This window comes from Acidovorax sp. JHL-3, from assembly GCF_000526295.1.
GTDB lineage: Bacteria > Pseudomonadota > Gammaproteobacteria > Burkholderiales > Burkholderiaceae_C > Acidovorax > Acidovorax defluvii.
The window spans coordinates 2864925-2888908 of sequence record NZ_JAFU01000001.1; the positions used below are offsets into that span (position 1 = coordinate 2864925).

General features: G+C 65.1%; 20 protein-coding genes. 4 read left to right on the plus strand and 16 right to left on the minus strand.

Annotation, left to right across the window (positions count from 1 at the left end):
- Nucleotides 1–52 precede the first annotated feature (52 nt).
- Both K226_RS0113335 and K226_RS0113340 read left to right on the plus strand, forming a co-directional pair.
- The gene (locus K226_RS0113335; RefSeq protein ID WP_024815291.1) at nucleotides 53–2788 is read left to right on the plus strand and encodes a cation-translocating P-type ATPase; all 2736 of its coding nucleotides are present in this window, start codon (nucleotides 53–55) and stop codon (nucleotides 2786–2788) included.
- Between the two features lie 112 nt (nucleotides 2789–2900).
- A complete protein-coding gene (locus K226_RS0113340) occupies nucleotides 2901–4184 on the plus strand; it encodes an O-acetylhomoserine aminocarboxypropyltransferase/cysteine synthase family protein (protein WP_024815292.1) in 1284 nt (427 codons plus the stop codon).
- Between the two features lie 144 nt (nucleotides 4185–4328).
- Here K226_RS0113340 and K226_RS0113345 read toward each other — a convergent pair whose 3' ends face one another.
- The 3 genes from K226_RS0113345 to K226_RS0113355 form a co-directional block, all read right to left on the minus strand.
- Nucleotides 4329–5186 carry a YbgC/FadM family acyl-CoA thioesterase gene (locus tag K226_RS0113345; RefSeq protein WP_024815293.1) on the minus strand — a complete coding sequence of 286 codons (858 nt, stop codon included), beginning with the start codon at nucleotides 5184–5186 and terminating at the stop codon, nucleotides 4329–4331.
- 7 nt (nucleotides 5187–5193) lie between these two features.
- Complete coding sequence (locus K226_RS0113350; protein WP_202899905.1) at nucleotides 5194–6114, minus strand: alpha/beta hydrolase; 921 nt, start codon at nucleotides 6112–6114, stop codon at nucleotides 5194–5196.
- A 111-nt stretch (nucleotides 6115–6225) separates the two neighbouring features.
- Entirely contained in the window at nucleotides 6226–7095 is an 870-nt protein-coding gene (locus K226_RS0113355) for a 2-keto-4-pentenoate hydratase (protein WP_024815295.1), read from the minus strand.
- Between the two features lie 59 nt (nucleotides 7096–7154).
- Between K226_RS0113355 and K226_RS0113360 the strand changes: the two genes are divergently transcribed.
- Nucleotides 7155–8291 (plus strand): iron-containing alcohol dehydrogenase, encoded by a 1137-nt coding sequence (locus tag K226_RS0113360; protein ID WP_024815296.1) that lies wholly within the window; start codon nucleotides 7155–7157, stop codon nucleotides 8289–8291.
- 38 nt (nucleotides 8292–8329) lie between these two features.
- On the opposite strand, the gene K226_RS0113365 is transcribed toward K226_RS0113360, so the two are convergent.
- From K226_RS0113365 to K226_RS0113425, 13 genes are all read right to left on the minus strand, one after another.
- On the minus strand, nucleotides 8330–9514 hold the full coding sequence (locus K226_RS0113365) for a patatin-like phospholipase family protein (protein WP_024815297.1): 1185 nt from the start codon (nucleotides 9512–9514) through the stop codon (nucleotides 8330–8332).
- 170 nt (nucleotides 9515–9684) lie between these two features.
- On the minus strand, nucleotides 9685–10512 hold the full coding sequence (locus K226_RS0113370) for an HDOD domain-containing protein (RefSeq protein WP_024815298.1): 828 nt from the start codon (nucleotides 10510–10512) through the stop codon (nucleotides 9685–9687).
- 47 nt (nucleotides 10513–10559) lie between these two features.
- Nucleotides 10560–12947: a Tex family protein gene (locus K226_RS0113375; protein WP_024815299.1), complete on the minus strand. Its 2388-nt coding sequence runs from the start codon at nucleotides 12945–12947 to the stop codon at nucleotides 10560–10562.
- Nucleotides 12948–13150: 203 nt separating this feature from the next.
- Nucleotides 13151–14047 carry a sensor histidine kinase gene (locus K226_RS0113380; RefSeq protein ID WP_024815300.1) on the minus strand — a complete coding sequence of 299 codons (897 nt, stop codon included), beginning with the start codon at nucleotides 14045–14047 and terminating at the stop codon, nucleotides 13151–13153.
- A gap of 38 nt (nucleotides 14048–14085) precedes the next feature.
- Nucleotides 14086–14877, minus strand: a complete 792-nt coding sequence (locus K226_RS0113385) for a response regulator transcription factor (protein ID WP_024815301.1) — start codon at nucleotides 14875–14877, stop codon at nucleotides 14086–14088.
- Nucleotides 14878–15267: 390 nt separating this feature from the next.
- On the minus strand, nucleotides 15268–16701 hold the full coding sequence (locus K226_RS0113390) for an MFS transporter (protein ID WP_024815302.1): 1434 nt from the start codon (nucleotides 16699–16701) through the stop codon (nucleotides 15268–15270).
- Between the two features lie 333 nt (nucleotides 16702–17034).
- A complete protein-coding gene (locus K226_RS0113395; RefSeq protein ID WP_024815303.1) occupies nucleotides 17035–17646 on the minus strand; it encodes a methylated-DNA--[protein]-cysteine S-methyltransferase in 612 nt (203 codons plus the stop codon).
- A 94-nt stretch (nucleotides 17647–17740) separates the two neighbouring features.
- Nucleotides 17741–18646: an SDR family oxidoreductase gene (locus K226_RS0113400; RefSeq protein ID WP_024815304.1), complete on the minus strand. Its 906-nt coding sequence runs from the start codon at nucleotides 18644–18646 to the stop codon at nucleotides 17741–17743.
- A gap of 154 nt (nucleotides 18647–18800) precedes the next feature.
- Nucleotides 18801–19736 carry a glutathione S-transferase family protein gene (locus tag K226_RS0113405; protein ID WP_024815305.1) on the minus strand — a complete coding sequence of 312 codons (936 nt, stop codon included), beginning with the start codon at nucleotides 19734–19736 and terminating at the stop codon, nucleotides 18801–18803.
- Nucleotides 19737–19801: 65 nt separating this feature from the next.
- Nucleotides 19802–20269 carry a GNAT family N-acetyltransferase gene (locus K226_RS0113410; protein WP_035241073.1) on the minus strand — a complete coding sequence of 156 codons (468 nt, stop codon included), beginning with the start codon at nucleotides 20267–20269 and terminating at the stop codon, nucleotides 19802–19804.
- 39 nt (nucleotides 20270–20308) lie between these two features.
- Nucleotides 20309–21325 (minus strand): NADP-dependent oxidoreductase, encoded by a 1017-nt coding sequence (locus K226_RS0113415; RefSeq protein WP_024815307.1) that lies wholly within the window; start codon nucleotides 21323–21325, stop codon nucleotides 20309–20311.
- Nucleotides 21326–21439: 114 nt separating this feature from the next.
- The gene (locus K226_RS0113420; RefSeq protein WP_024815308.1) at nucleotides 21440–21865 is read right to left on the minus strand and encodes a PaaI family thioesterase; all 426 of its coding nucleotides are present in this window, start codon (nucleotides 21863–21865) and stop codon (nucleotides 21440–21442) included.
- Nucleotides 21866–22043: 178 nt separating this feature from the next.
- On the minus strand, nucleotides 22044–22835 hold the full coding sequence (locus tag K226_RS0113425; RefSeq protein ID WP_024815309.1) for an SDR family oxidoreductase: 792 nt from the start codon (nucleotides 22833–22835) through the stop codon (nucleotides 22044–22046).
- Between the two features lie 286 nt (nucleotides 22836–23121).
- Here K226_RS0113425 and K226_RS0113430 point away from each other — a divergent pair, with 286 nt between their 5' ends.
- The gene (locus K226_RS0113430) at nucleotides 23122–23802 is read left to right on the plus strand and encodes a PEP-CTERM sorting domain-containing protein (protein WP_238324229.1); all 681 of its coding nucleotides are present in this window, start codon (nucleotides 23122–23124) and stop codon (nucleotides 23800–23802) included.
- Nucleotides 23803–23984: the final 182 nt, after the last annotated feature.

The window sequence follows — 23984 nt, forward strand, 5'->3', positions numbered from 1 at the left end:
ACCCGCGCGTGAGCCCCCACGGCATCGTTCATCGCCCCAACAGAAATACTGCATGACGACCGACCCCCTTACCCCTGCCAACGCCCCCCGAGCAGATGCCCACCTGCGCGACGCCCACGAGCTCGCCCAGGCCTACCAGGTCAATCCCGCTACCGGCCTGCACGATGAAGAGGCCACGCAGCGCGCACTGCAGCACGGCGCCAACGAACTGCAGGACCACGCACGGCGTGGCCCCCTGGCGCTGCTGGCCGACCAGTTCAAGGACTTCATGGTGCTGGTGCTGCTGGGCGCAGCCGTGATCTCGGGCGTGATCGGCGACCTCACCGACACGCTGGTCATCCTGGTCATCGTAGTGCTCAACGCCATCATCGGCTTCGTGCAAGCCTGGCGGGCAGACCAGGCCATGGCCGCGCTGCGCCAGCTGTCGGCGGCCCATGCCACCGTGCTGCGCGGCGGCGAAGTACAGGTGGTGCCCGCCAACGTGCTGGTACCCGGCGACATCGTGCTGCTGGAGGCGGGCAACCAGATTCCGGCCGACCTGCGCCTGATCGAGATCGCGCAACTGCAGGTGGACGAATCGGCCCTCACGGGCGAATCGGTCACCGTGGCCAAGCAGACCGACACCCTGGCCGCTCAAGACACCAGTGCCCTGGGCGACCGCGTCAACATGGCTTTCAAGGGCACCACAGCCACCCACGGCCGCGCGCGGGGCCTGGTGGTGGCCACCGGCATGCACACCGAGCTGGGCAAGGTGGCCCGCCTGCTGGGCGGCGAAGACCGCAGCACGCCGCTGCAGCTGCGCCTGGCGGCCTTCGGCAAGCGCCTGGCCCTGGGGGTCATCGCCATCTGCATCGTGATTTTTGCGGTGGGCGTGTTGCGCGGGGAATCCCCGCTGCTGATGGCCCTCACCGCCATCAGCCTGGCCGTGGCGGCCATCCCCGAAGCGCTGCCCGCCGTGGTCACGGTGCTGCTGGCGCTGGGCGCGCGCCGCATGGTGGCGGTCAAGGCACTGGTGCGCCGGCTGCCCTCGGTGGAAACACTGGGCTCGGTCACCACCATCTGCTCAGACAAGACCGGCACCCTCACCCAGAACCACATGCACGCCGAACTGCTGCTGGCACAGGGCCAGCGCTGGGCACCTGGCGACCCGTTGCCCGGCCCCGTACATGCAGAAGCCCTGCGCGCCGCTGCGCTGTGCAACGATGCCGCGCGCCACGCACGCAGCGATGACGATGGCGCCCCCATTTCCCCCAGCCCCTGCGCCAACCCGACCGACTGGCAGGGCGACCCCACAGAAACCGCCCTGGTTCTGGCCGCCCATGCAGGCGGGCTGGACAAGGCACAGCTCGATGTAACCACCCCGCGCGTACAGGAACAGCCCTTCGACTCCGACCGCAAGCGCATGACCACCTTTCACCGCTGCGGCAATGGCGGCAGTGGCTTCGTGGCCTACACCAAGGGCGCCCCCGAGTCGGTGCTGCCGCGCTGCACGGCGCAGTGGACACCCGAAGGCGGGCAGCCGCTGGACACCGCCGCCGTGCTGGCCACGGCCAACCAGCTCGCCGCACAGGGCCTGCGGGTGCTGGCCCTGGCCCGGCGCAACCACGCGCGCCTGCCCGATACCAATGCCCTGGATGATGTGGAAAGCCTGCTGGAGTTGCTGGGCCTGATCGCCCTTATCGACCCGCCGCGCCCGGAAGCCCAGGCCGCCGTGCGCGACTGCATGAGCGCGGGCATCACCCCTGTGATGATCACGGGCGACCACCCCGCCACGGCGCGCGCCATCGCGCACCGCCTTGGCATCGTGGCCCATGCCGATGCGCCCGTGCTCACCGGCGCCGACTTGGCCCAGTTGGACGACGCTGCACTGCGCGCACGCGTGGAGCAGGTGCATGTGTATGCCCGCGTGGACCCGGCGCAGAAGATCCGCATCGTCGAGGCGCTGCAGGCCCAGGGCCATTTCGTGGCCATGACGGGCGACGGCGTGAACGACGCCCCGGCCCTCAAGCGCGCCGACATTGGCGTGTCCATGGGCAAGGGCGGCACCGACGTGGCACGCGAGGCCAGCAGCCTGGTGCTGCTGGACGACAACTTCGCCACCATCGTCGCGGCGGTGAAAGAGGGTCGGCGCATCTACGACAACATCCGCAAGTTCGTGCGCTACGCCATGACGGGCAACTCGGGCGAGATTTGGACCATCTTCCTGGCCCCGCTGCTGCTGCTGCCCATTCCGCTGCTGCCCATCCACATCCTGTGGGTCAACCTGGTAACCGACGGCCTGCCCGGCCTGGCCCTGGCGGCCGAACCGGCCGAGCGCGGCATCATGCAACGCCCTCCCCGCCCGCCGAACGAGAGCCTGTTTGCCCAGGGCATGTGGCAGCACATTCTGGGCATGGGCCTGCTGATCGCTGGCCTGTGCCTGGCCGTGCAGGCCTGGGCCTTGCACACCGGCCACGCGCACTGGCAGACCATGGTGTTCACCGTGCTCACGCTTGCGCAGATGGCCCATGTGATGGCCATCCGCTCCGAAAGCGAGCCGCTGTGGCGTCTGGGGCTGGCCAGCAACCGGCCCCTGCTGGGCGCCGTGCTGCTGACGTTTGCGCTGCAAATGGCCACCATCTACGTGCCGTTTCTCAACCCCATTTTCAGAACCGAGCCGCTGAGCCTGGGCGAGCTGGGCATCTGCGTGGCAGCGGCGCTGGTGGTGTATTGCGTGGTCGAGCTGGAGAAGGCGTGGCGGCGCAAACGCCGGGCCAGCGGCAGCGCCATCGACGACCCCGCCCCATAAGCACATAGCAAACGATTCGGTGGGGCGCCACGGCCGCCGGTGCAAGAATGTGCGCTGGCGCCCCGCCATCGCGGGTCATCGACAACATTTCACAACAGAGAGACTGCCAACCATGCACATCGAAACCCTTGCCGTCCACGCCGGCTACTCCCCCGACCCCACCACCAAGTCTGCCGCCGTGCCGCTGTACCAGACGGTGGCCTACGCGTTTGACAGCGCCCAGCACGGTGCCGACCTGTTCGACCTGAAGGTGCCCGGCAACATCTACACACGCATCATGAACCCGACCAACGACGTGCTCGAAAAGCGCGTCGCGGCACTGGAGGGCGGCATTGCCGCGCTGGCCATGGCCTCGGGCATGGCGGCCATCACGGCGGCCATCCAGACCATTGCCGAGACCGGCGACAACATCGTTTCGGCCAGCACGCTCTATGGCGGCACCTACAACCTGTTTGCGCACACCTTCCCGCAGCAGGGCATCGAGGTGCGCTTTGCCGACCCGCGCGACCCGGCCAGCTTTGCTGCGCTGATCGACGCACGCACCAAGGCCGTGTTCTGCGAATCCATCGGCAACCCCCTGGGCAACGTGACCGACATCGCCGCGCTGGCCAAGGTGGCGCACGACCATGGTGTGCCACTGATCGTGGACAACACCGTGCCCAGCCCCTACCTGTGCCGCCCCATCGAGCACGGTGCCGACATCGTGGTGCACGCGCTCACCAAGTACATGAACGGCCACGGCAACAGCATCGGCGGCATCATCGTCGACAGCGGCAAGTTCCCGTGGGCCGAGCACAAGGAGCGCTTCAAGCGCCTGAACGAGCCCGACGTGAGCTACCACGGCGTGGTCTACACCGAGGCGCTGGGTGCTGCAGCCTACATTGGCCGCGCGCGCGTGGTGCCGCTGCGCAACATGGGCGCGGCGCTGTCGCCGTTCAACGCCTGGCTCACGCTGCAGGGCATCGAAACGCTGCCGCTGCGCATGGACCGCATCTGCGACAACGCATTGGCGCTGGCGAAACACCTACAAAGCCACCCCAAGGTCGAATGGGTGCGCTACGCTGGTTTGCCCGACCACGCCGACCACGCACTCGCCCAAAAGCAGATGGGCGGGCGCGCATCGGGCATCCTGTCGTTCGGCCTGAAGGCCAGCGACGCCGACCCGCGTGCCGCAGGCGCCCGTTTCCTCGATGCGCTGCAGCTGTTCACCCGCCTGGTGAACATTGGCGACGCCAAGTCGCTGGCTACCCACCCGGCCTCCACCACGCACCGCCAGCTCAATCCGGCCGAGCTGGCCAAGGCCGGTGTGAGCGAGAACATGGTGCGCCTGTCGGTGGGCATCGAGCACATCAGCGACCTGCAGGCCGACCTGGCGCAGGCGCTTGAGAAGGTGTGACCCAATGCCCGCCCTGCAGCGCTGACTGCCTGGCGGGCGCTTTTTGGATGACGGCGTCTGGCGTTTGACTGCGTCAGGCGCCCGGTATCAGGCGTCCGGCGTCAAACGTCCAACGCGAAGCACAAGTTATTTTGCGGCAGCCAATTACAGGCTGCGCGCCATGGCAATGTGGGCGATGCCAGCCTCTTCATAGGGCTCGCCCACCACAGCAAACCCTGCCCGGCGATAAAACCCCTCAGCGCTGCGCTGGGCGTGCAGCTGCACCTCGCGATCACCACGCGCACGGGCGGCATCCACCAGCGCCTGCAGCAATTGCCGCCCCCACTGCGCGCCGCGCACCGAGCGGTCCACCGCCATGCGGCCAATGCGGCCCACCCCTGGCGACTGCTGCAGCAACCGCCCCGTGGCAACCGGCATGCCCAGGCGGTTGTAAACCACAGCATGGCGCGCCGAAGCGTCGAGTGCATCGGCCTCTAGGTCGGCGGCAATGCCCTGCTCGCGCACAAACACAGCGGTGCGCAAGCGACCCGCATCGCGGCCCAGGGCATTCCAGTCGCCGGTGCGCACCTCGGCCATGTCGGCACCGGCCTCGAACCCTTCAAAAATGGCGCGCAGCGCCGGCGGCACGGGGCGCGAGGTTTGAGTAGCGGGGTCGGCAAACACGTAAACCAGTTCGCCCGACACCAGCAGCTGGTCGCCGCTGAAGATGCCCGCCTCGAACAGGCTGGACGAGTTGCCCACGCGGGCACAGCGCAAACCCACATCCAGCGTGTCATCCAGGCGCGCCGAGGCGTGGTATTCGACCGTGGCCTTCTTCACATACATCTCGCCGCCCAGGGCCAGCATGCTCGCTTCATAGGGCAAGGCCAGCGCGCGCCAATAGTCGGACATGGCGTTGTCGATGTACATGAGGTAGTGCGCGTTGAACACGATCTTTTGCATGTCCACCTCAGCCCAGCGCACGCGCAGGCGGTGGACACAGCGGAAGTCACTGCGTTGCATGATTTTTTTACTCCAGATGAAACGCCTGGCGCAGCGCGCGGGCTGCGTCGGCATGGGCCTTGCGCGCCTCGGGAATGGCGCGGCCCATCTTGATGAACTCATGGGTCACGCCGCGGTAGATCTCAAGGTCCACCGGCACACCGGCCAGGCGCAGTTTGTCGGCGTAGTCCACGCCCTCGTCTACCAGCGGGTCACATTCGGCCAGGCCGATCCAGGCGGGTGCCACACCGTCCACATCGGGTGCATGCAGCGGGGCAAAACGCCAGTCCTCGCGCTCGGCGCGGCTTTGCACATAGTTGCCAAAGAACCAGCTGATGGCGGGCTCTTCCAGCACCAGCCCGCGCGCAAAGGTGGCATGAGATGGCGTGTCCTGGTGGGCCGCGCAACCAGGGTAGATCAGCAGTTGCAGCGCCAGCGGCAGGCCCGCATCTCGCGCCAGGATGGCATTCACCGAGGCCAGCGTGCCGCCTGCACTGTCGCCGCCCACAGCCAGCCGTGCTGGGTCTGCGCGCAGGGTTTCTGCATGGGTTGCCAGCCATTGCAGGGCATCCCACGCATCGTTGCTGGCCGCGGGAAAGCGGTGCTCCGGCGCCAGCCGGTAGTCCAGCGACACCACCATGCAGCCAGCAAGGCGCGCCAGCTCGCGGCAAAGAATGTCGTGCGTGGCAATGCTGCCAATGGTGAAGCCGCCGCCATGCATGTACAGCAGCAGTGGCAACCCCGCGTCGGTGCTTGGTGCATACAGCCTGGCGGCCATCGCATGGCCATCGCGGGCAGGGATGTGCAGGTCTTCCACCCGCGCCAGGGTTGCCTTGGGCACCTCCAGCACGCCGGCACCGGCTTCGTAGGCAACGCGAGCGTCCTGGGGTGAACGCGTATGCAGCGGCGCGTGGCCAGCGCGGGCCATGCGCTCAAGCACGCTGCGCATCTGGGGGGTCAGACGGGTGTGGTGAATGTGCAGATCGGTCAACGGTCGGAGTCTCGGCGCAGAACAGGGGAAGAGGACAGTGGCGATGGTGCGCACCGCCCCAAGCGTGGATTACTTGAACGTCACGCGCACCGGTGCGGCGCCCGGCAGACCGTCGTAGGTGGCCATTACCGAGAGGCCCGCCTTGGGCGGCAGCAGTGGCGAGAAAGAGCCCAGGCTGATCAGGTCACCTGGCTGCATCGCCAAGCCCTCCTGGGCCAGCGCACCGGCCAGCCACACCACGGCGCTGAGCGGATGGCCCAGGATGTCGCTGCCCTTGCCGCCACCCAGACGGGCACCCGTGCCATCGGTCAGGGACACACTCATTTCAGCCAAGGCCTGCAGCAAGGCATAGCGTTCGCCACGGTAGGCAGGCACGGCCAGCGGGCTACCCGCTACGCCCAGCCGCGCGCCCACGTTGATGGCGCTCACGCCCGCGCCATTGAGCCTGGGTGGTGCCTGCACCATCAGGTCGGGCAACTCGATGAAGGGGATGATCTGGTCCACGGCCTCCAGCACATCCATGGGTGTCCTGGCGTGGTTGATGGCGGCACTTTTCACGCGTACCAGCATGTCGGCCTCGTACAGGGGCCTGGCGCCAAAGGCGGCATCGACCGTGGCACCGCTTTGCAAAACCATGCCCTCATAGAGCTTGCCCCACACCGGTTTGTCGGTGTTGAAGCGTTTTTGCACCGCCGGGTTGGTGAGGCCGGCCTTGTAGCCAATCACCTTGCCAACTCGCTGCGCGAGCAATTGATTGAGTTTGGCGCGCGAACAGGCACCATCCGCATCCGACAGGTTTTCGGGATTGGCCGCTGGTGTCCTGGCGACGTAGTGGGCCACCATGTCGGCGGCCTGCGCATCGGTCAGGCATTCGGCTTGTGCGGCTGTCGCCAACGCGACGGAAAACGCCAGCGCAATGAGGGTTTGCTTCGTGGCCATCGGTGTCTCCGGGTTGTAAAGTGTTTGGAGCAATCGTAAACGCAACTTCACCCATCGCCATGGCTTTCATCTACTACGTTACCCAGATCCAGTTCGAATACGGCGCCGTCCAGCTGCTCAAGCAAGAGTGCGAGCGCGTGGGCATCACGCGCCCGCTGGTCGTGACCGACCCTGGCGTGAAAGCCGCGGGCGTGCTGCAAAAAGCGCTGGACGCCCTGTCCGGCATGACCGTGGCGGTGTTCGACCAGACGCCATCGAACCCCACCGAAGCCGCCGTGCGCGCCGCCGTGCAGGTGTACCAGGCCCAGGGCTGCGACGGCCTCATCGCCGTGGGCGGTGGCTCGGCCATCGACTGCGCCAAAGGCATTGCGATTGCCGCCACGCACGAGGGGCCGCTCACCCATTACGCCACCATCGAGGGCGGCTCGCCGCGCATCACCGACCGCGCAGCACCCCTGATTGCCGTGCCCACCACCAGCGGCACCGGCAGCGAGGTGGCGCGCGGCGCGATCATCATCGTGGATGACCACCGCAAGCTTGGCTTTCACTCGTGGAACCTCGTGCCCAAGGCGGCCATCTGCGACCCCGAGCTCACGCTGGGCCTGCCGCCCCTGTTGACGGCCGCCACCGGCATGGACGCCATCGCGCACTGCATGGAAACCTTCATGTCGGCCGCGTTCAACCCGCCGGCCGATGGCATTGCGCTCGACGGGCTGGAACGCGGCTGGGCTGCCATCGAAAAGGCCACGCGTGATGGATCCGACCGCGAGGCGCGCCTGAACATGATGAGCGCCAGCATGCAAGGCGCCATGGCATTCCAGAAAGGCCTGGGTGCCGTGCATTCGCTAAGCCACAGCCTGGGCGGCGTGAACCCGCGCCTGCACCACGGCACCCTCAACGCCATGTTCCTGCCCGCCGTGGTGCACTTCAACGCACAGGCGCCATCGGTGCAAAAAGACCGGCGACTGGAGCGCATGGCCCACGCCATGGGACTGGCCAGCGCAGGCGAAATCCCCGAAGCCATCCGCGACATGAACGCCCGCCTGGGCCTGCCCACCGGCCTGGCCGCCATGGGCGTGACCGAGGCGATGTTCGATGACATCATCAAGGGAGCCATGGCCGACCACTGCCACAAGACCAACCCGCGCGTGGCCACGGCCGACGAATACCGCGAGATGCTGACCCAGGCGCTTTGAGATCGGTGAGCCCTGTGCGTGGGCTCGATATCTTCACACTACAAAGGCTGCACCGCCCCCAAGTCGGGCCTGTGCAGCCACTCCCCCCACTCATCGGCCAGCTGCTGGCTGGCGCGGGTGGCGGCCAGCCAGGCGCGGGCGCGTGCCGTGGTGTCAGTGCCGTAATGCGTGAAATCATTGCGATCCGGCAGCTTGGCGTTGGGCAGGGTTTTGACCCACTCGGGGTTGGGTGACAGCAACACCATGGAATCAAGCGCAGGCGTGGTCTTGTGCCGCCAGGGAAGGCGTTTGTCGAGCCAGCCCGGCACCACCCGGTGCTGGAAATGCGGATACAGCACCAGCCCGGCGCCAGTGGCACGATGCCCAGGCAAGTTTTTATGGTGCTTTTGACCTGTAGCGCCCGATAAATAAGCGCAGTCAGCTATGCTATTTATAGCAATATTATCTTCAACTCCGTAGCGCAGGTGCATGTGGTAGTCGGTAATACCGCCATCCCAATACGCACCGCGCGGGGCACCCGCAATGTCATGCACCGCCTGCAGCACAAACGGAATCGAGCAACTGGCCTGCAGCGCCGACATGAAGTTGGCGGCGTTCAACGGCACCTGGCGGGTTCGGTAGTCACCGACCCCGAAGGGCAATGCGGCGCAGGCACCATCCGCATCCGGCGACGAGAACACCACGCGCTCCAGCCAGGCCCCCATCGCCTTGCGGTGCAACGCGTTGGTCAAAAAAGCCGCCAGATAACCCACGGGCGTGGCCACGGGGTGTTCACGCCCCAGCAGGCGGCGCCCGCGTGAAGTGACGATGTGCAGGCGGTAGCGCGGATGCTGCAACACCTCGTGCACCCGCCCCTCATAAAAAGACGCCAGGGTCTGCGCGAAGCGCTGGCTCACATGGGCCGCTGCAGGCCGCTTGCGGCCGGCAGGCAGGTCGTAGCTTTGGTGAACATAGTCATGCTCCAGCCGCTCCAGGGCCGCCACCGGCGCATCAAGGCACGCCGCAGCCATGCGCCAGGCGCCAATCGAGGCGCCCACCAGATGCACCGGGTGCTCTGACTTCGCCAGCCACTCACCAAAAATGAAACGATCCAGCGGCCCCAGGACCAAGCCCTTGGGGCCGCCCGCCGCAGCGGGAATCACGTGCACATCGGCCGACTGCAGGCCATGTTGTTCAAGGTGCTGGCGGGCCCGTGGGCCGGCGTGAATGTGCAGGGCTTTCATGGAGGCCATTGTCGCAAAGCAATGTGCCCAAACCGCCCCGCAATCCGCGCACGCGCGGCGTGACGGCCATGGAACCTGTTGGCCGCCACATGCTGGCTGCATTTTTCATCCCACCTTTGCCGACTCACCGCGCCAACTGGCCGTGTGGTCGCCAACCGGCACTCAGTTTCTCAGACCACGTAATCAGAGGCCTCGGGCCGTGCGGTCCAGTCGATCGGGTCTTGCTGAAGCACCATGTCGATGTCCAGGCCCAGCATCAGCCCCACCTCGCCCGGGAAGGAAACGGCCATTTCCTTTTCACCCAGATCGGCCTCGCGGGCACGGGCGCGCCACGACGCCAGGTGGATCACGCCCGCCAGCGGCTCATAGACGTTGTTGTCCAGCGGCGCACTCTGGTGCTGCAGGGCTTCCACCACCACATCGGGAAACTGCCAGCGCTGCGCCAGCCCGGCGCTGACGTTGCCATAGCAGTAGCCCAGAATGCGCTGCTCGATCTTGGCGCGCCGCAGATCCAGCGGCGAGACCAGGGTGTTGATCGACAAAACGGTTTCAGGATCGGCCAGGTGCAGCAGCAGCTCGCCCACCGCGTGCAGCAACCCCGCCGTATAGGCTGCGATCTGGTTGTGGTGCACAAGGCCCGCCAGTGACCGGGCGAGTTTGGCGGTGTTCAGGCTGTAGCGCCAGAACTGCTGGAGGTTGACGCCCGGCACCGATCGCGAAGTAGTGCCCAGTGGCGCAGAACTGACCAGAGACCGCAACTGCACCACGCCCAGCAACGCCAACGCCTCGGGGATGCCGGCAATCTGGCGCTGCATCTGAAAAGCAGGCGTGTTGGCAAGCTCCAGCAGGCGGGCGGCCAGTGCCGGATCCGTGCCGATGAGCTGGGCCACCCGACGCAGGCTGGGCTCGTCGTGGGCCAGCTCAGTCATCAGCAACGCAACGGCGCGCGGCAGACTGGGCAGCGCCACGGGGTGGGCCAGCAGGGCATTCAGCTCCATGGGTACAGCGCCTCCAGTTGAGATGCGGACGATTATGTACCCGGCTGTTACCGATTCTTGGGCTGCTGCAGCTTGGCAAAGGCCGAAGCCATGGCCGACTGTGCAGGCTCGGGCGCACGGCGCTGGGGCTGCTGGTAGCCGCGCCCTGCCCCTTCAAAGCGGTTATCACGCGGCGCGCCCCGGTCGCCGCCCTGGCGTGGTGGCGCATCGCCCAGCTTCATCGACAGGCCGATGCGCTTGCGCTCCACGTCCACCTCCATGACCTTGACCTTGACGATGTCGCCGGTCTTGACCACTTCGCGCGCGTCGTTCACAAACTTGTGCGCAAGCTGGCTCACATGCACCAGACCGTCCTGGTGCACGCCAAGGTCGATGAAGGCGCCAAACTGGGCCACGTTGCTCACCGTGCCCTCCAGGATCATGCCTTCCTTGAGGTCCTTGATGTCTTCCACGCCATCGTTGAAGCGCGCCACCTTGAAGTCGGGGCGCGGGTCGCGGCCGGGTTTTTCCAGCTCGGCCAGAATGTCCTTGACGGTGATGACACCAAATTTTTCGTTGGCAAACAGATCGGGCTTGAGGGTCTTGAGCATGTCGGCGCGGCCCATGAGCTCGACCACGGGCTTGCCCGTTCTCTCCATGATCTGTTCGACCACCGGATAGGTCTCGGGGTGCACGCCGGTCATGTCGAGCGGGTTGTCGCCGCCGCGAATGCGCAGGAAGCCCGCGCTCTGCTCGAACGTCTTGGCACCCAGGCCCGCCACATCCATCAGTTGCTTGCGGCTCTTGAAGGCGCCATTGGCCTCGCGCCAGCGCACCACGGCCTTGGCCACGCTGCCCGACAGGCCCGACACGCGCGAAAGCAGCGGCACACTGGCCGTGTTCAGGTCCACGCCCACGGAGTTCACGCAGTCTTCGACCACCGTGCCCAGCGTGCGCGCCAGCTCGCTCTGGTTCACGTCGTGCTGGTACTGGCCTACGCCAATGCTCTTGGGGTCGATCTTGACCAGCTCGGCCAGCGGGTCCTGCAGGCGGCGCGCAATGCTGGCAGCGCCGCGCAGGCTCACGTCCACGTCGGGCATCTCTTGCGAGGCGTATTCGCTGGCGGAGTAGACCGAAGCGCCGGCTTCGCTCACCACCACTTTTTCGATCACGCGGTCCACCTTGGCTGCGAGCTTGATGAGGTCGGCGGCGAGCTTGTCGGTTTCGCGGCTGGCGGTGCCGTTGCCAATGGCAATCAGGTTCACGCCATGCTTTTCGGCCAGCTTGGCCAGCGTGTGCAGCGCGCCTTCCCAGTCGCGGCGTGGCTCGTGCGGGTACACGGTGGCGGTCTCCACCAGTTTGCCCGTGGCATCCACCACGGCCACCTTCACGCCGGTGCGGATGCCGGGGTCCAGCCCCATCACCACGCGCGGGCCGGCGGGCGCTGCCAGCAGCAGGTCGCGCAGGTTGTCGGCAAACACCTTGATCGCCACTTTTTCGGCATCGTCGCGCAGGCGGGCAAACAGGTCGCGTTCGGTCGAGAGGCTGAGTTTGACGCGCCAGGTCCAGGCCACGCACTTGCGGATCAGGTCGTCTGCCTTGCGGCCCTGGTGGCTCCAGCCCAGGTGCAGGGCGATCTTGCCCTCGGCGATGCTGGGCTGGCGCGGGTCGGGCTGGGACGTGGAATTCGCCTGCGGCTCAGGCAGCACCAGCTTGGCCTCCAAAATCTCCAGACCTCGGCCCCGGAACACCGCCAGCGCACGGTGCGAGGGCACGCGGCCGATGGGCTCGTCGTATTCAAAGTAGTCGCGAAACTTGGAGACCTCGGGGTCGTTCTCATTCTTGCCGTCCACCTTCTTGCTGCGCAGCAGGCCCTCGGCCCACAGCCACTCGCGCAAGGATTGCACCAGCACCGCGTCCTCGGCCCAGCGCTCGGAGAGGATGTCGCGCACGCCATCGAGCACCGCAGGCACGGTAGAAAAATCGGCGCCTGTCTTGCCGTCGTCTAGCACCTCAGGCGGCTTGGTGAAGGCTGCTGCCTCCACCGCAGGGTCCAGCGTGGGGTCGGCAAAGAGTTTGTCAGCTAGCGGCTCGATGCCGAATTCGCGCGCCATCTGGCCCTTGGTGCGGCGCTTTTGCTTGAAGGGCAAATACAGGTCTTCGAGCTCCTGCTTCGTGGGTGCTGCAGCAATGGCTACCCGCAGCGCATCGGTCAGTTTGCCCTGCTCGTCAATGCTCTTGAGCACGGCGGCGCGGCGGTCTTCCAGCTCGCGCAGGTAGGACAGGCGCGCTTCCAGTTCGCGCAACTGGATATCGTCCAGACCGTTGGTCACTTCCTTGCGGTAGCGCGCGATAAAAGGCACCGTGGCGCCGCCATCCAGCAACTCGATGGCGGCCTTGACCTGTTGCTCTGTGATCCGGATTTCTTCGGCAATCTGCCGGACGATCTTTTGCATTGCGTTCTATCCTGCTGGCACGTAGACGGGAAAAGCGGGCGAGTGTGCCACACGCGAGAACCCGCGCCGGGCTGATGTGGCTGGGTGACTCGGCTTAAAATGCTATTTTTTTAATAGCTATTAGCGCTTTCTACAAAAGGGATTGATGCCATTTTGGCATGTATTTTCATCAACACCCCACCAGCAGGGGGCCGCCACCCTCTTCACCCGCCATCCAGCAGGGACGACGAGCTGTGTTGCTCTGGGTGCATGGGGTGGGGGCCGCTGCTGTCAGGGAGCACCACGCGGATGCAGGTGCCCCCCTCGTCGGGCCGCATCAATTCCAGCACCGCGCCGATCTGCCGCGCACGGGCGTGCATTCCCTCCAGGCCAAACCCCGACGATGGGGCGCGTGCGGCCATCGATGCTTGCGACACGCCGCGCCCGTTGTCGCAGATATCCAGTTGCCACCTGCCCTGCTCGCCATCCTGGCTATGGCTGAGGCGCACCGTCACCTGCGTGGCCTGCGCATGTTGCAGCACATTGCTCAGGGCCTCCTGCACGATGGCGACCATGTGCTGGGCACGCACGGCATCCAGGATATCCGCGTCGCTTGCGGGTTGAACATGCCACGCCATGTTGATACCGCGCCGGTCCAGCACCGGCTGCATACGGTGGCGCAGCCGCGCCAGGCGATCAATCAACGAGTCGGTGCCACTGTCCATCGAATCCACGACAAGGCGCAGATCCAGCATGCACTGTTCCAGCGCCCGCAGCGCCTGCGACTGGGCGGGCACTTGAGGGTCCAGCAAAACCATGGTGTTGATCAACTGGGAGCCGATGTTGTCGTGAAGCTCCCGCGCAATGCGCTGGCGCTCGGCCTGCAGTTCTGCGCTGGGACGTGGATTGCGGCGTGGCCGCCACTGCAGGGCGCGGGGCAGCTGTATCAAGATCAACAGCCCCAGCAAGACTCCGGTGACGATCTGCATGGCCAGGACCCACTGCATGGAGGATGAGCTCAGGGTCCACCAATGCCAGGCCAGCAGCAGGCTCAACACCAGCTGCACCACCCACAATGCCAGGCAGGCCAAAGCGAAACGCGGTGGGCTGGTACGAAACATGTCTGCACAATGAGCGGCGGCCCTGGCAACCGATGCGCCTAAAAAAGCCCCCGCAGCGAAGCAAACCGCACGGCCTGGGCGCGTGTGCGCACCTGCAGCTTGCGATAGATGTTACGAATGTGGGTGTTAACCGTCATACCGCTGATCAGCAGATTCGTGGCAATTTCCGCACTGGTGTAACCGCTGGCCACCATGCGCAGAACTTCCTTCTCGCGATCTGACAAGCGGTCAACCTCTACGGACTCGTGGCGCGCGGGCTGGTCCACATGGGTCTTGTCAAACCGCTGTAGCAGGCGCCGCGCCAGGTTGGGCGTGATGGATGCCCCGCCATTCACCACCTGCAGCACGGCCTGCGGGTAGTTGCCAAACCACGAATTTTTACCAAGATACCCTGTTGCGCCCCGCTCAAATGCGCGCAATACCTCATCGTCGTTTTCCATGACCGAAATCACCACGGCCTCTGCCGACGGGCGCACGGTTTTCATGTAATCCAGCAATTCGAAGCCCTCGCCATCACCCAGGTGCAAATCCACCAGCAATACGTCGAACTCGTGCTGCTTGATTGCCTTGCGCCCCTCGCGCAGACTGGACGCCTGTGCCACCACCAGAGTGCGCGGGTCCGACATGAGCTCTTGCGCAATCACCAGGCGAATGTGCGCATCGTCGTCCACCAGCAACACCCGCACCGGGCAATCCGCTTGTCCTTTCAGGAAATCGGGCCATACAGAAGGCGCGCCGCCATGTCCTCCAAAGCGCCCCTCACTGGCACCAACATCCTGCAGCTTGGAAGTAACCCCAGCCATGCGGGGCTCGGGGGGAAAGATGGCCATAAAACCTCCAGGGGAGCGCAGAAACCGCAAAAAGAGGTACTGCTGCGCACAGCATTTTTCCGTTAGGGACGACGTGCATGACCCTCGCGAGTCGGTGGTAGTGCGGATCAGGATGGGCCACAAGGCGTTCTTTTGCGGCCAATAGCTCGGCTGTTGGCAAGAAAAGCAACGCAGTGGACCGCCAGAGACCGCGCCATCACAGACCGCAGGGGGTTATGCAGGTCATCCTTAAATGCTGACACTAAAAGAAACAGCAGCAAACATCCACACCTAAATATGCAAATTTGTATACGTTTCAAAAATTACAAATAAAAACTACCGCATTGCAAGGGCTGTTTGGCTGGGCCCAGTCACCACCCCAAAGGACTCTCTCCCCTTGGCAATAGCTCGTCAGTGGCTTGTGCGCAACCGCAGTGCGCTGGACACGGCCGCCAGCGCGGCAAAGGCGGCGGCACAGACCAGCGCAACCATCTCGGCCTGCCCATCGTGTGAGGACCAGAGCGAGAAAATGCCCGCCAGCATCACTGCGCCCAGCGTCTGTCCGGTCAACCGGGCCGTGCCCAGCATGCCGCTGGCTGCGCCACTGCGGTGCAGCGGGGCCGAAGTGACGATGGTGTGGTTGTTGGGCGACTGGAACAGCGCAAACCCGGCGCCGCACAAGGCCATGCGCCAGACCATGTCGATAGGGGACGGGTTGGCCGGCAAAGCGGCCAACAGCAACAGGCCGCAGGCAAAAACCGCCATGCCGATGGCTCCCAGCAAGCCATCGGCGTAGCGGCCAATCAGGCGGCCAGCCAGCGGCGCCGTCACCACAATGGCCACGGGCCAGGCCGTGATCAACAGCCCCGCCTCCAGGGGGCTGCGACCCAACCCATCCAGCAGCAAGAACGGCAGGGCCAGATAGGCCAGGGTCTGGGCGCAAAACGCCCCCACCGAAGCCCCCATCGACAAGGCAAACACGGGTATGCGCAGCAAATCTACCGGAAACAGGGGCGCGGCCAGGTGCCATTGGCGACGCAGATACACACCGCCCACAGCCACCCCGGCCGCCAGCACGCCCCACGCCTCGAGCGAGGTCACGCCCCGCCCGGCACTGCCGCTGGCAACCAGCCGCTCACCGCCCACAAAAATCAGCGTGAACATCAGCACGTTCAGCGCCACATCCAGGGCAGCGGGGCGCGGTGGCGCCACCGCGCTGGGTGGATTGAAGGGCAAAGCACGCCAGCCCAGCCACAGCGTGAAGGCCCCCAGCGGCAGGTTGAGCGCAAACAGCCACTGCCATGGCGCCAACGACAAAATACCCGCCGCCACAGAGGGGCCGGCCACCGCCGCCAGGGCAACCACCATGGAATTGATGGCCAGGCCGCGGCCCAGTTGCGCACGCGGATAGGTCAGGCGCACCAGCGCGGCATTGATGCTCATGATGCCGGCCGCACCCAGCCCCTGCACCGCCCGCGCAAAAATCAGCGTGCCCAGCGAATCGGCCAGCATGGCCCCCACCGAAGACACCGTGAACAGCGCCATGCCCACCAGATAGACACGGCGGTACCCCAGGCGCTCGCCCAGCGATGCCAGCGGCAACAACATGACGAGCGTGGCGATCTGGTATGCGTTGACCACCCAGATGGCCTGGGCGGCGCTGGCATTGAGCTCGCGCGCAATGCCCGGCAGGGCCAGGTTGACGATGCTGCCATCGAGCACCGCCATCGTGATGCCCAGAATGATGACCAGCATGGCCCGGTTGCGCGCCGGCTGGGGCAGCCCATCGGCTGGCCCGGTGGTGGCTTGGGTAACGACATGGGCAGCGGGGTTTACGCGGTCCATCAGGTCAGGCTCCGCTGCACCGCGCCCATCCCGGTGCCAGGGCGGGCACCATGAAAAGACTTTGAACAGACTCTAACGACTGCAAGCGCTGACGAACGCCTCGCACCGGCGACGAAACTGATGGCCACGGCCAGGTCCGGGAATAGTGCAATTGTCAAAAAACGGTAAAAAAACATGTTGAGCGATTCTCGCCCCGCCACAGCCATCGTGCTGTCTCCGGGGCGGCGCCGTGGCACGGGCTTGCGCGGCCCACCGCCCAGGGCTCTGGACAACGCCGCACTGCCACCCCCAGATCAGACCGCCCGAGGCCGCGCCATCACGGGCCGTAGGGCGTCATGCAGGCCATCCCCCGCAATCAAACAGCGAGGGCGTACCACCCGGGCAAGCGCCTTCGATGCGCAACATGCGCAGCTTGGTCAGCGCGCCGCCACCGGCCGAAAAACCGCCGGGCCGGTCGCCCGCCGCCAGCACCCGGTGGCACGGCACCACGGGAGCGAACGGGTTCAGGCCCAGCGCCTGCCCCACCGAACGCGCCAGGCCCTTGCTGCCGATCTGCTGCGCCACCTCGCCATAGGTGCGTGTGCTGCCCGGCGGGATGGCGCGGGCAATGGCATACACCTGCTGGTGAAACGGCGAGATGCCGGTCATATCGAGCGGCACCTCGCGCAGGTCGCGCGGCTGCCCTGAAAGCAGCGCCTGAATGCCTGCGATGGCGCTGCGCACCGCGGCGGGTGGCTCGGCCGATTCGGTGCAGTGCAAAAGACCAGGGCTGCGCAACATGCGCTCCCGCGTGGCCCGCGCATCCACTTCGGGCAGCTGCACCGCCACAATGCCGCCAGGGCCCCAGGCAATGCCGCAGGTGCCGATGGCCGTGTCGAACAATGCGTGGCCATGGCCCAAAGGGGTGTCTGGCTCGGGCCAAGTGGATTCTGGACAGGCTGGCATTTGCTATTTATTTAATAGCTGTTAGCGCTTACCCCATAAGCGCTAAAGGCCATTTTTACTTAAATTTTTATCACCGGGCTGCCTGCCCACGCCATCAATCCGCCCGGAGCGCTGCCCGCAGCTGCGCGCCCAGCTCGGGCTTGCCCGCAAACGGGTCGGTGGGGTTGCGGCCCAGCATGATGTCTTCCATGCGCGTCTGCACCGAGGCGATGGCCTTGGGGTGGCTGTAGATGTAAAACTGGCCCGCAGCAGCGGCATCAAACACCTTTTGCGCCACCTCGGCAGCCGTGACCTTGCCACTACCCACCGCCTTGTCGCTCATGGCCTGGCCGATGAGCTGGCTCTTGGTGGGCTTGTCGGCAGGCAGGTCGCCGGGGCGGTTGCGGTGGCTCTGGCTGATGCCCGTGGGCACAAAGAAAGGGCACAGCACGCTGGCGCTGATCTGGTCGGTGACCAGCGACAGGTCCTGGTACAGCGTTTCCGACAGGCTGACCACCGCATGCTTGCTCACGTTGTAGATGCCCATGTTGGGCGCTGCCAGCAAGCCCGCCATGCTGGCGGTGTTGACGATGTGACCGCGCCACGCGGGGTCTTTTTTGGCGGCGGCCAGCATCATGGGGGTGAACACGCGCACGCCGTGCACCACGCCCATGAGGTTCACGCCCAGCACCCATTCCCAGTCCTTCACCGAGTTTTCCCACACCAGGCCGCCCGCGCCCACACCGGCGTTGTTGAACACCAGGTGGGGTGCGCCAAAGCGCTCGAGCACGGCGGCGCCCAAAGCCTCCATCTGGGCGGCGTTCGACACGTCCACGCGCTGGGCCAGCACCTGGGCCCCGGCGGCGCGCATCTCGGCGGCGGCGGCGTCCAGCGCATCCTGCTGCACGTCCACCAGTACCAGGTTCATGCCCAGGCGGGCGCCAATGCGTGCGCATTCGAGGCCAAAGCCCGAGCCCGCACCGGTGAGTACGGCGGTCTTGCCAGCAAAGTTATCGATCATGTGTGTGTCTCCTTTGGTGTGTAGATGATTCGGGGCCTTGCACTTCAAAACGGTGTGCGCTCAACCGGCGGACACCGTGCAAAGGCGGCCACGGCGCGCAGGTGCCGTCCGGATTTTTGCGCAGTGCGCGAGAGGCGGTAGAGGCGCTGCTCAATCAAGAGGCAACCTCTTTGAGCACATAGCCGATGCGGGGAAAGTGCACATGCACCGTGCCGGCACGCGGATCGGTGCGGCGCACGGTGTAGCGCGTGCGCGTGGCGGCAATCAGCTCGCCCTCGGTGGGCTCGGTACCGAAGCTCTCGGCGGCAATGGTTACCCGGCTGCCCAGCGCGATGCCATGCTCGTCCTGAAAAATATCGTCCACCACCGGTATGGGTTCGGCCCCTGCGGCCACGGTGATGGCATCTGCCGCACTGAATTTCTCCATGCGGCCATGCCCCAGTGCCGCCACCCGGTCCATCCACTCCAGCACGGCTGGCGTGGCCTGAAAGATGTCGGCCATCACCGGTACACACTGGCGTGTGAACCACAGGGGGTGGTAGGCGGCAAAGTCGGCCACGCAGGGCTCGGTGCCAAACGTGAAATCGTGCTCTTCCACCATGTGCGCCAGGCGCCGCAGATACGAGCGGTAGGCCGCCGTGGCATCGGGCGGGCGCAGGCGCTGCATGCCGGTGCTCATCTGGCGGCGGTCTTCCCCAAAGGCCTGGGCCGCCTCGGGCGCCACATTGGCAAAAAGTGCCTGCGCGCCGCGCGGCTGCAGGTTGTAGGCCATGGCGGCCCAGAACAGCGTGGTGTCGGCCCACTGCGCAAACACCCGCGCCACACCCTTGAGATGCGGCGGATACAGCACCGGCTCGGGGTGCTCGTGTTCGAGCACCTGGCAGATCAGGGCCGAGTCGCAATAGATGTCGGCACCGATCTGCAAAAAGGGCGTCTTGCGATAACCACCGGTGAGGGCCAGCACGTCGGGCTTGGGCGCGATGCTGGGGATGATCACCGACTTCCAGGGCAACTGCTTGAAACCCAGCACCAGCCGGATTTTTTCGGAAAACGGCGATGAGGAATAGTGGTGCAGGATCAACGCAGACATGGGTTGTCTCCAGTGCAGTGGTTGAAACAGGCGGGGCCGTGCGGGGCATCAGCGCTTTGCGCTGCTCAGGGCGGGCTCCACAGCATCTCGATATGGGGAATGTCGTCTTCGAGGTACACATCGGACACCGCCACAAACCCCAGGCTGCCATAAAAGCGCTGCAGATGCGCCTGCGCGCTGATGCGCACCGCCCTGCCCGGCCACACCTGGTTGCAGCGGGCCAGCCCCTGCGCCATCAGGGCCCGGCCCGTGCCGCCACCGCGGGCCTCGGGGGCCGTGACCACACGGCCGATGGAGGGCTCGGGGTAGTTCACCCCCGGGTCTACCACGCGCAGGCAGGCCTTCAGTGCGCCCGCGCTGTCGTAGCCCAGCAGATGCCACGCGTGCTTGTCGGCGCCATCGGGGTCCTGGTAAGGGCCCTGCTCCAGGATGAACACCTTGCAGCGCAAGGCCAGCGCATCGTGCAACGCGTGCACACCCAGGTCGTCGAAACGGGCCCAGGTCCAGTGCAACGCAGGGGGCAGGTCGGGCATTTTGCGCTCAGCCTCTCAGGTCAAAAATATCAACGTGGATCAGATGAGTTTGACGAGTTGCTTGCCAAAGTTCTTGCCCTTGAGCAGGCCCAAAAAGGCCTCGGGCGCGGCGGCAATGCCCTGGGCAATGGTTTCACGCGGGCGCAGCTTGCCCGTGCCCACCAGGGTGCCCAGCTCTTTCAGGGCATCGGGCCACACTTCCATGTGCTCGCTGACGATGAAGCCTTCGATCTTCATGCGGTTGATGAGGATCAGCGCCGGGTTGGCCATGGGCAAGGGCGCGCCATCGTAGCCAGCGATCATGCCGCACAGGGCCACGCGGCTGAAGGCGTTCATGCGCAGCATCACGGCGTCCATGATCCAGCCGCCCACGTTCTCGAAATAGCCGTCGATGCCGTTGGGGCAGGCTTCCTTCAGGGCCTTGGACATGGCCCGCACGTCGCTGTGTTCCTTGTAGTCAATGCACACGTCAAAGCCCAGCTCTTCAACCGCGTACTTGCACTTTTCGGCACCACCGGCAATGCCCACGGCGCGGCAGCCGCGCGCCTTGGCCAGGGCCGCAAACGCGCTGCCCACAGCGCCGGTGGCGGCGCTCACCACCACGGTGTCACCTTCCTTAGGCGCAATGATTTTCACCAGGCCATACCAGGCCGTCACGCCGGGCATACCCACGGCGCCCAGGTAGTGCGACAGCGGCACATGCGTGGTGTCCACCTTGCGCAGCGCGCCCACAGCATTGCCATCGACCACGCTGTATTCCTGCCAGCCACCCATGCCCACCACCTTGTCGCCCACGGCATATTTGGGGTGCTTGCTCTCCAACACTTCGCCCACGGTGCCGCCAATCATCACTTCGCCCAGGCCCTGCGACGCGGCGTAGCTCTTGCTCTCATTCATGCGGCCGCGCATGTAGGGGTCCAGGCTGAGGAAATGGTGGCGCACCAGCACCTCACCCTCCTTGAGCGCGGGGGTGTCGGTGGCAACCAGCTTGAAGTTGCTGGCCACGGCTTCACCCTGGGGGCGGTTGTCGAGAACGATTTGTTGATTGCTTGGCATGAGAGTCTCCTTTTTACTACCATTTTGATAGCTACCAGCGCTTTACCATAAAGCGCTAGAGCCCGTTTTGATTCAAAAAACTGGTGTCGGCACAGCGCTGCGCCCCGGCACGCTTCAATCGGTTGAAATGGCCCGCGGCCCCGCTGCGGCGTCGGCAGGCTGGCGCCGCACATACTTGAACGTGCCCGTGGCGTGGCTGCAAATGCGGCCTTCGGCGTCATACACCGTGCCTTCGGCAAAAGCCATGCTGGCGGTGCGGTGGATCAACCGCCCCTTGGCCACCAGCGGCCCACGCGCGGGCTGCATGAAACTGGTCTTCATCTCGATGGTGACCACGCCGAATTCGGGTGTGTCACTGCGCGCTGCCGTGGCCAGGGTCACATCCAGCAAGGTCATTGATGCACCGCCGTGGGTTACGTCAAACGAATTCAGGTGCTCTGGGCGTGCCTCGTAATGCAGCTCCGACTCGCCCCCCGCCATGCGGTGCAGCGTGAAACCAAGATGGCTGACAAAGGGGATTTCGGCACCAAAATTCAACACAGGCAACTCCAGGGTTTACAAAAAGGCAGCAAGCATAGTCTTGCAAGGCTGATGTGGCCATATTGGGGGCGACAGGGGCGGTTGGCCAGCACGGCGGCAACCTGCAGGACGGCAGCGTCCGGGCCATTCGGGCAGCCCGGCACACAACGGGCCGCCCCAAAAGCGGCGCCCTGCACGCTCATCCGCCCGTGACCACGCTCACGCCACCATCCACCGCAAGCCACTGGCCCGTGATGTGCTTGCCCGCATCCGAGGCATACAGGGCGCACAGACCCTTGAGGTCTTCGTCGTCGCCCAGCCGGCCCAGCGGGGCGTGGGCAGCCAGTGCCTCTTCGCCCATGGCCTTGAGGGTGCCCAGCGTCATCTTGCTGGGAAAGAACCCCGGGCAGATGGCATTGACGCGGATGTTGTACTTGCCCCATTCGGCGGCCAGCGCCCGCGTGAAATTGATGACTGCGCCCTTGGAGGTGTTGTAGGCAATGGTGTTCATGCCAATCGGGTTGCCGCCCAGGCCCGCGATGGACGCCACATTGATGATGCTGCCGCTGCGCCGCGCGATCATGGTGTGTTTGGCAATGTGCTGGCTCAGGATGAAGTAGCCACGCACATTGAGGTTCATCACCTTGTCCCAGGCCTCTAGGGGGTGGTCTTCGGCGGGCGCTCCCCAGGTGGCGCCGGCATTGTTGACCAGAATATCCACATGGCCCATGCGCTCCAGCGTTTCATCGGCCAGGCGCCGGATGTCGGCTTCTTGCGAGCAATCGGCGGCAATCCAGCGCGCATCAATGCCGGCAGCCTGCAGGTCGGCCGTGGCTTCTTCCAGATCAGACGCCTTGCGCGAGCTCAGCATGATCCGGGCACCGGCCTCGCCCAGCGCATGCGCCAGCTGCAGGCCCAGCCCGCGCGAGCCACCGGTGACAAGGGCCGTTTTGCCGGTGAGGTCAAACAATTGCTGGATGGTGCGGGTCATGTCGTTGTCTCCTGAATTGAATGGGGTCGCTGCCAGCAACCGGTCTGGCACTGCGTCGCGATGCATTGTGCGTTGACGTAGCGGCGTGGTCTGTCGCCTGCGCGATTGGAGGACACGGATGAGATGCTCGGCGTAATCACCCGATTGACCTGTCGAATTTATTTACAGCTGAGACGTTACTGGCGGCTGAAAAGATAGCAAACCATTGATTCATAAAGACTTTTTTTATTGGCACAAAGCGTGCTTTGTAACAGTGGCTTCAGAAAACCATCCAGGAGAACCCACCATGTCGATGACAAAAAAATTCGCTATCGCAGGCATCCTGTCGGGTGCCTGCCTTGCTGTGCACGCTGCGCCCGTGACGTATCTGGCTGCAGACAACAACGTGACCACGCTCGCGCAAATGGTGAACTCGACCGCAGCCGCGGCATCGTTCCTTTCGGTGGCTGGGGCCCTGAACACCGTGGATTTCGAATCCCCCCTGCCCGCCAACCTCACCATCACCGGCGGCACGACCAACACCGGAACCCCCGGATGTGGCGCCGTGTGCGGATTCAATACCACTGCGGGTGGCGCACTGTTTCGGACCGTAAGTGGCGGCTCGGTCACTTTTTCCTTCGTCAACGCAGTGGATGCTTTCGGCTTTTTCGTGAACGGCCTGCAGACCAATCTGGTTCCGCAGCAAACCATCACGTACGTGGATGGTTCCTCGGTCACACAGACCATCAACATGCCCTCGGCGATCAACGGTGGCGGCGCTTTCATTGGTTTCATTGACTACGGTCAGCTGATCTCCAGCGTGACTTTCAATGCGACAAACGACATTCTTGGGTTTGACGACCTGCGCTTCGGCCGCTCGGCCAACAACCCTGAAGATCCCAACAATGTGCCCGAGCCCGGCTCGCTTGCACTGCTCGGAGTTGCGCTCGCAGGGCTTGCATCGATTCGCCGCCGCCAACAGCGCTGATCGATTGCCTGAGCGCCCGGCGCGCGAGACATCGTCGGGCGCGCGCACCCGTGGCAGGCCGTCAACAATTCTCGGCAGCCATCAGGGCAAAAATAGCGTGCAACCCCCATCCAGCAAGCGTTGACAGCTATATTTTTCAAAGCATCCGAGTCGAGTGCGGCCAGAGCAAGGCCCACTGCAGG

Coding starts and splice junctions, on each gene's coding strand:
- K226_RS0113335 (WP_024815291.1), top strand. CDS start 53: ATGACGACCGACCCCCTTACCCCTGCCAACGCCCCCCGAGCAGATGCC.
- K226_RS0113340 (WP_024815292.1), top strand. CDS start 2,901: ATGCACATCGAAACCCTTGCCGTCCACGCCGGCTACTCCCCCGACCCC.
- K226_RS0113345 (WP_024815293.1), bottom strand. CDS start 5,186: ATGCAACGCAGTGACTTCCGCTGTGTCCACCGCCTGCGCGTGCGCTGG.
- K226_RS0113350 (WP_202899905.1), bottom strand. CDS start 6,114: ATGCGCAGCGTGCTTGAGCGCATGGCCCGCGCTGGCCACGCGCCGCTG.
- K226_RS0113355 (WP_024815295.1), bottom strand. CDS start 7,095: ATGGCCACGAAGCAAACCCTCATTGCGCTGGCGTTTTCCGTCGCGTTG.
- K226_RS0113360 (WP_024815296.1), top strand. CDS start 7,155: ATGGCTTTCATCTACTACGTTACCCAGATCCAGTTCGAATACGGCGCC.
- K226_RS0113365 (WP_024815297.1), bottom strand. CDS start 9,514: ATGAAAGCCCTGCACATTCACGCCGGCCCACGGGCCCGCCAGCACCTT.
- K226_RS0113370 (WP_024815298.1), bottom strand. CDS start 10,512: ATGGAGCTGAATGCCCTGCTGGCCCACCCCGTGGCGCTGCCCAGTCTG.
- K226_RS0113375 (WP_024815299.1), bottom strand. CDS start 12,947: ATGCAAAAGATCGTCCGGCAGATTGCCGAAGAAATCCGGATCACAGAG.
- K226_RS0113380 (WP_024815300.1), bottom strand. CDS start 14,047: ATGTTTCGTACCAGCCCACCGCGTTTCGCTTTGGCCTGCCTGGCATTG.
- K226_RS0113385 (WP_024815301.1), bottom strand. CDS start 14,877: ATGGCCATCTTTCCCCCCGAGCCCCGCATGGCTGGGGTTACTTCCAAG.
- K226_RS0113390 (WP_024815302.1), bottom strand. CDS start 16,701: ATGGACCGCGTAAACCCCGCTGCCCATGTCGTTACCCAAGCCACCACC.
- K226_RS0113395 (WP_024815303.1), bottom strand. CDS start 17,646: ATGCCAGCCTGTCCAGAATCCACTTGGCCCGAGCCAGACACCCCTTTG.
- K226_RS0113400 (WP_024815304.1), bottom strand. CDS start 18,646: ATGATCGATAACTTTGCTGGCAAGACCGCCGTACTCACCGGTGCGGGC.
- K226_RS0113405 (WP_024815305.1), bottom strand. CDS start 19,736: ATGTCTGCGTTGATCCTGCACCACTATTCCTCATCGCCGTTTTCCGAA.
- K226_RS0113410 (WP_035241073.1), bottom strand. CDS start 20,269: ATGCCCGACCTGCCCCCTGCGTTGCACTGGACCTGGGCCCGTTTCGAC.
- K226_RS0113415 (WP_024815307.1), bottom strand. CDS start 21,325: ATGCCAAGCAATCAACAAATCGTTCTCGACAACCGCCCCCAGGGTGAA.
- K226_RS0113425 (WP_024815309.1), bottom strand. CDS start 22,835: ATGACCCGCACCATCCAGCAATTGTTTGACCTCACCGGCAAAACGGCC.
- K226_RS0113430 (WP_238324229.1), top strand. CDS start 23,122: ATGTCGATGACAAAAAAATTCGCTATCGCAGGCATCCTGTCGGGTGCC.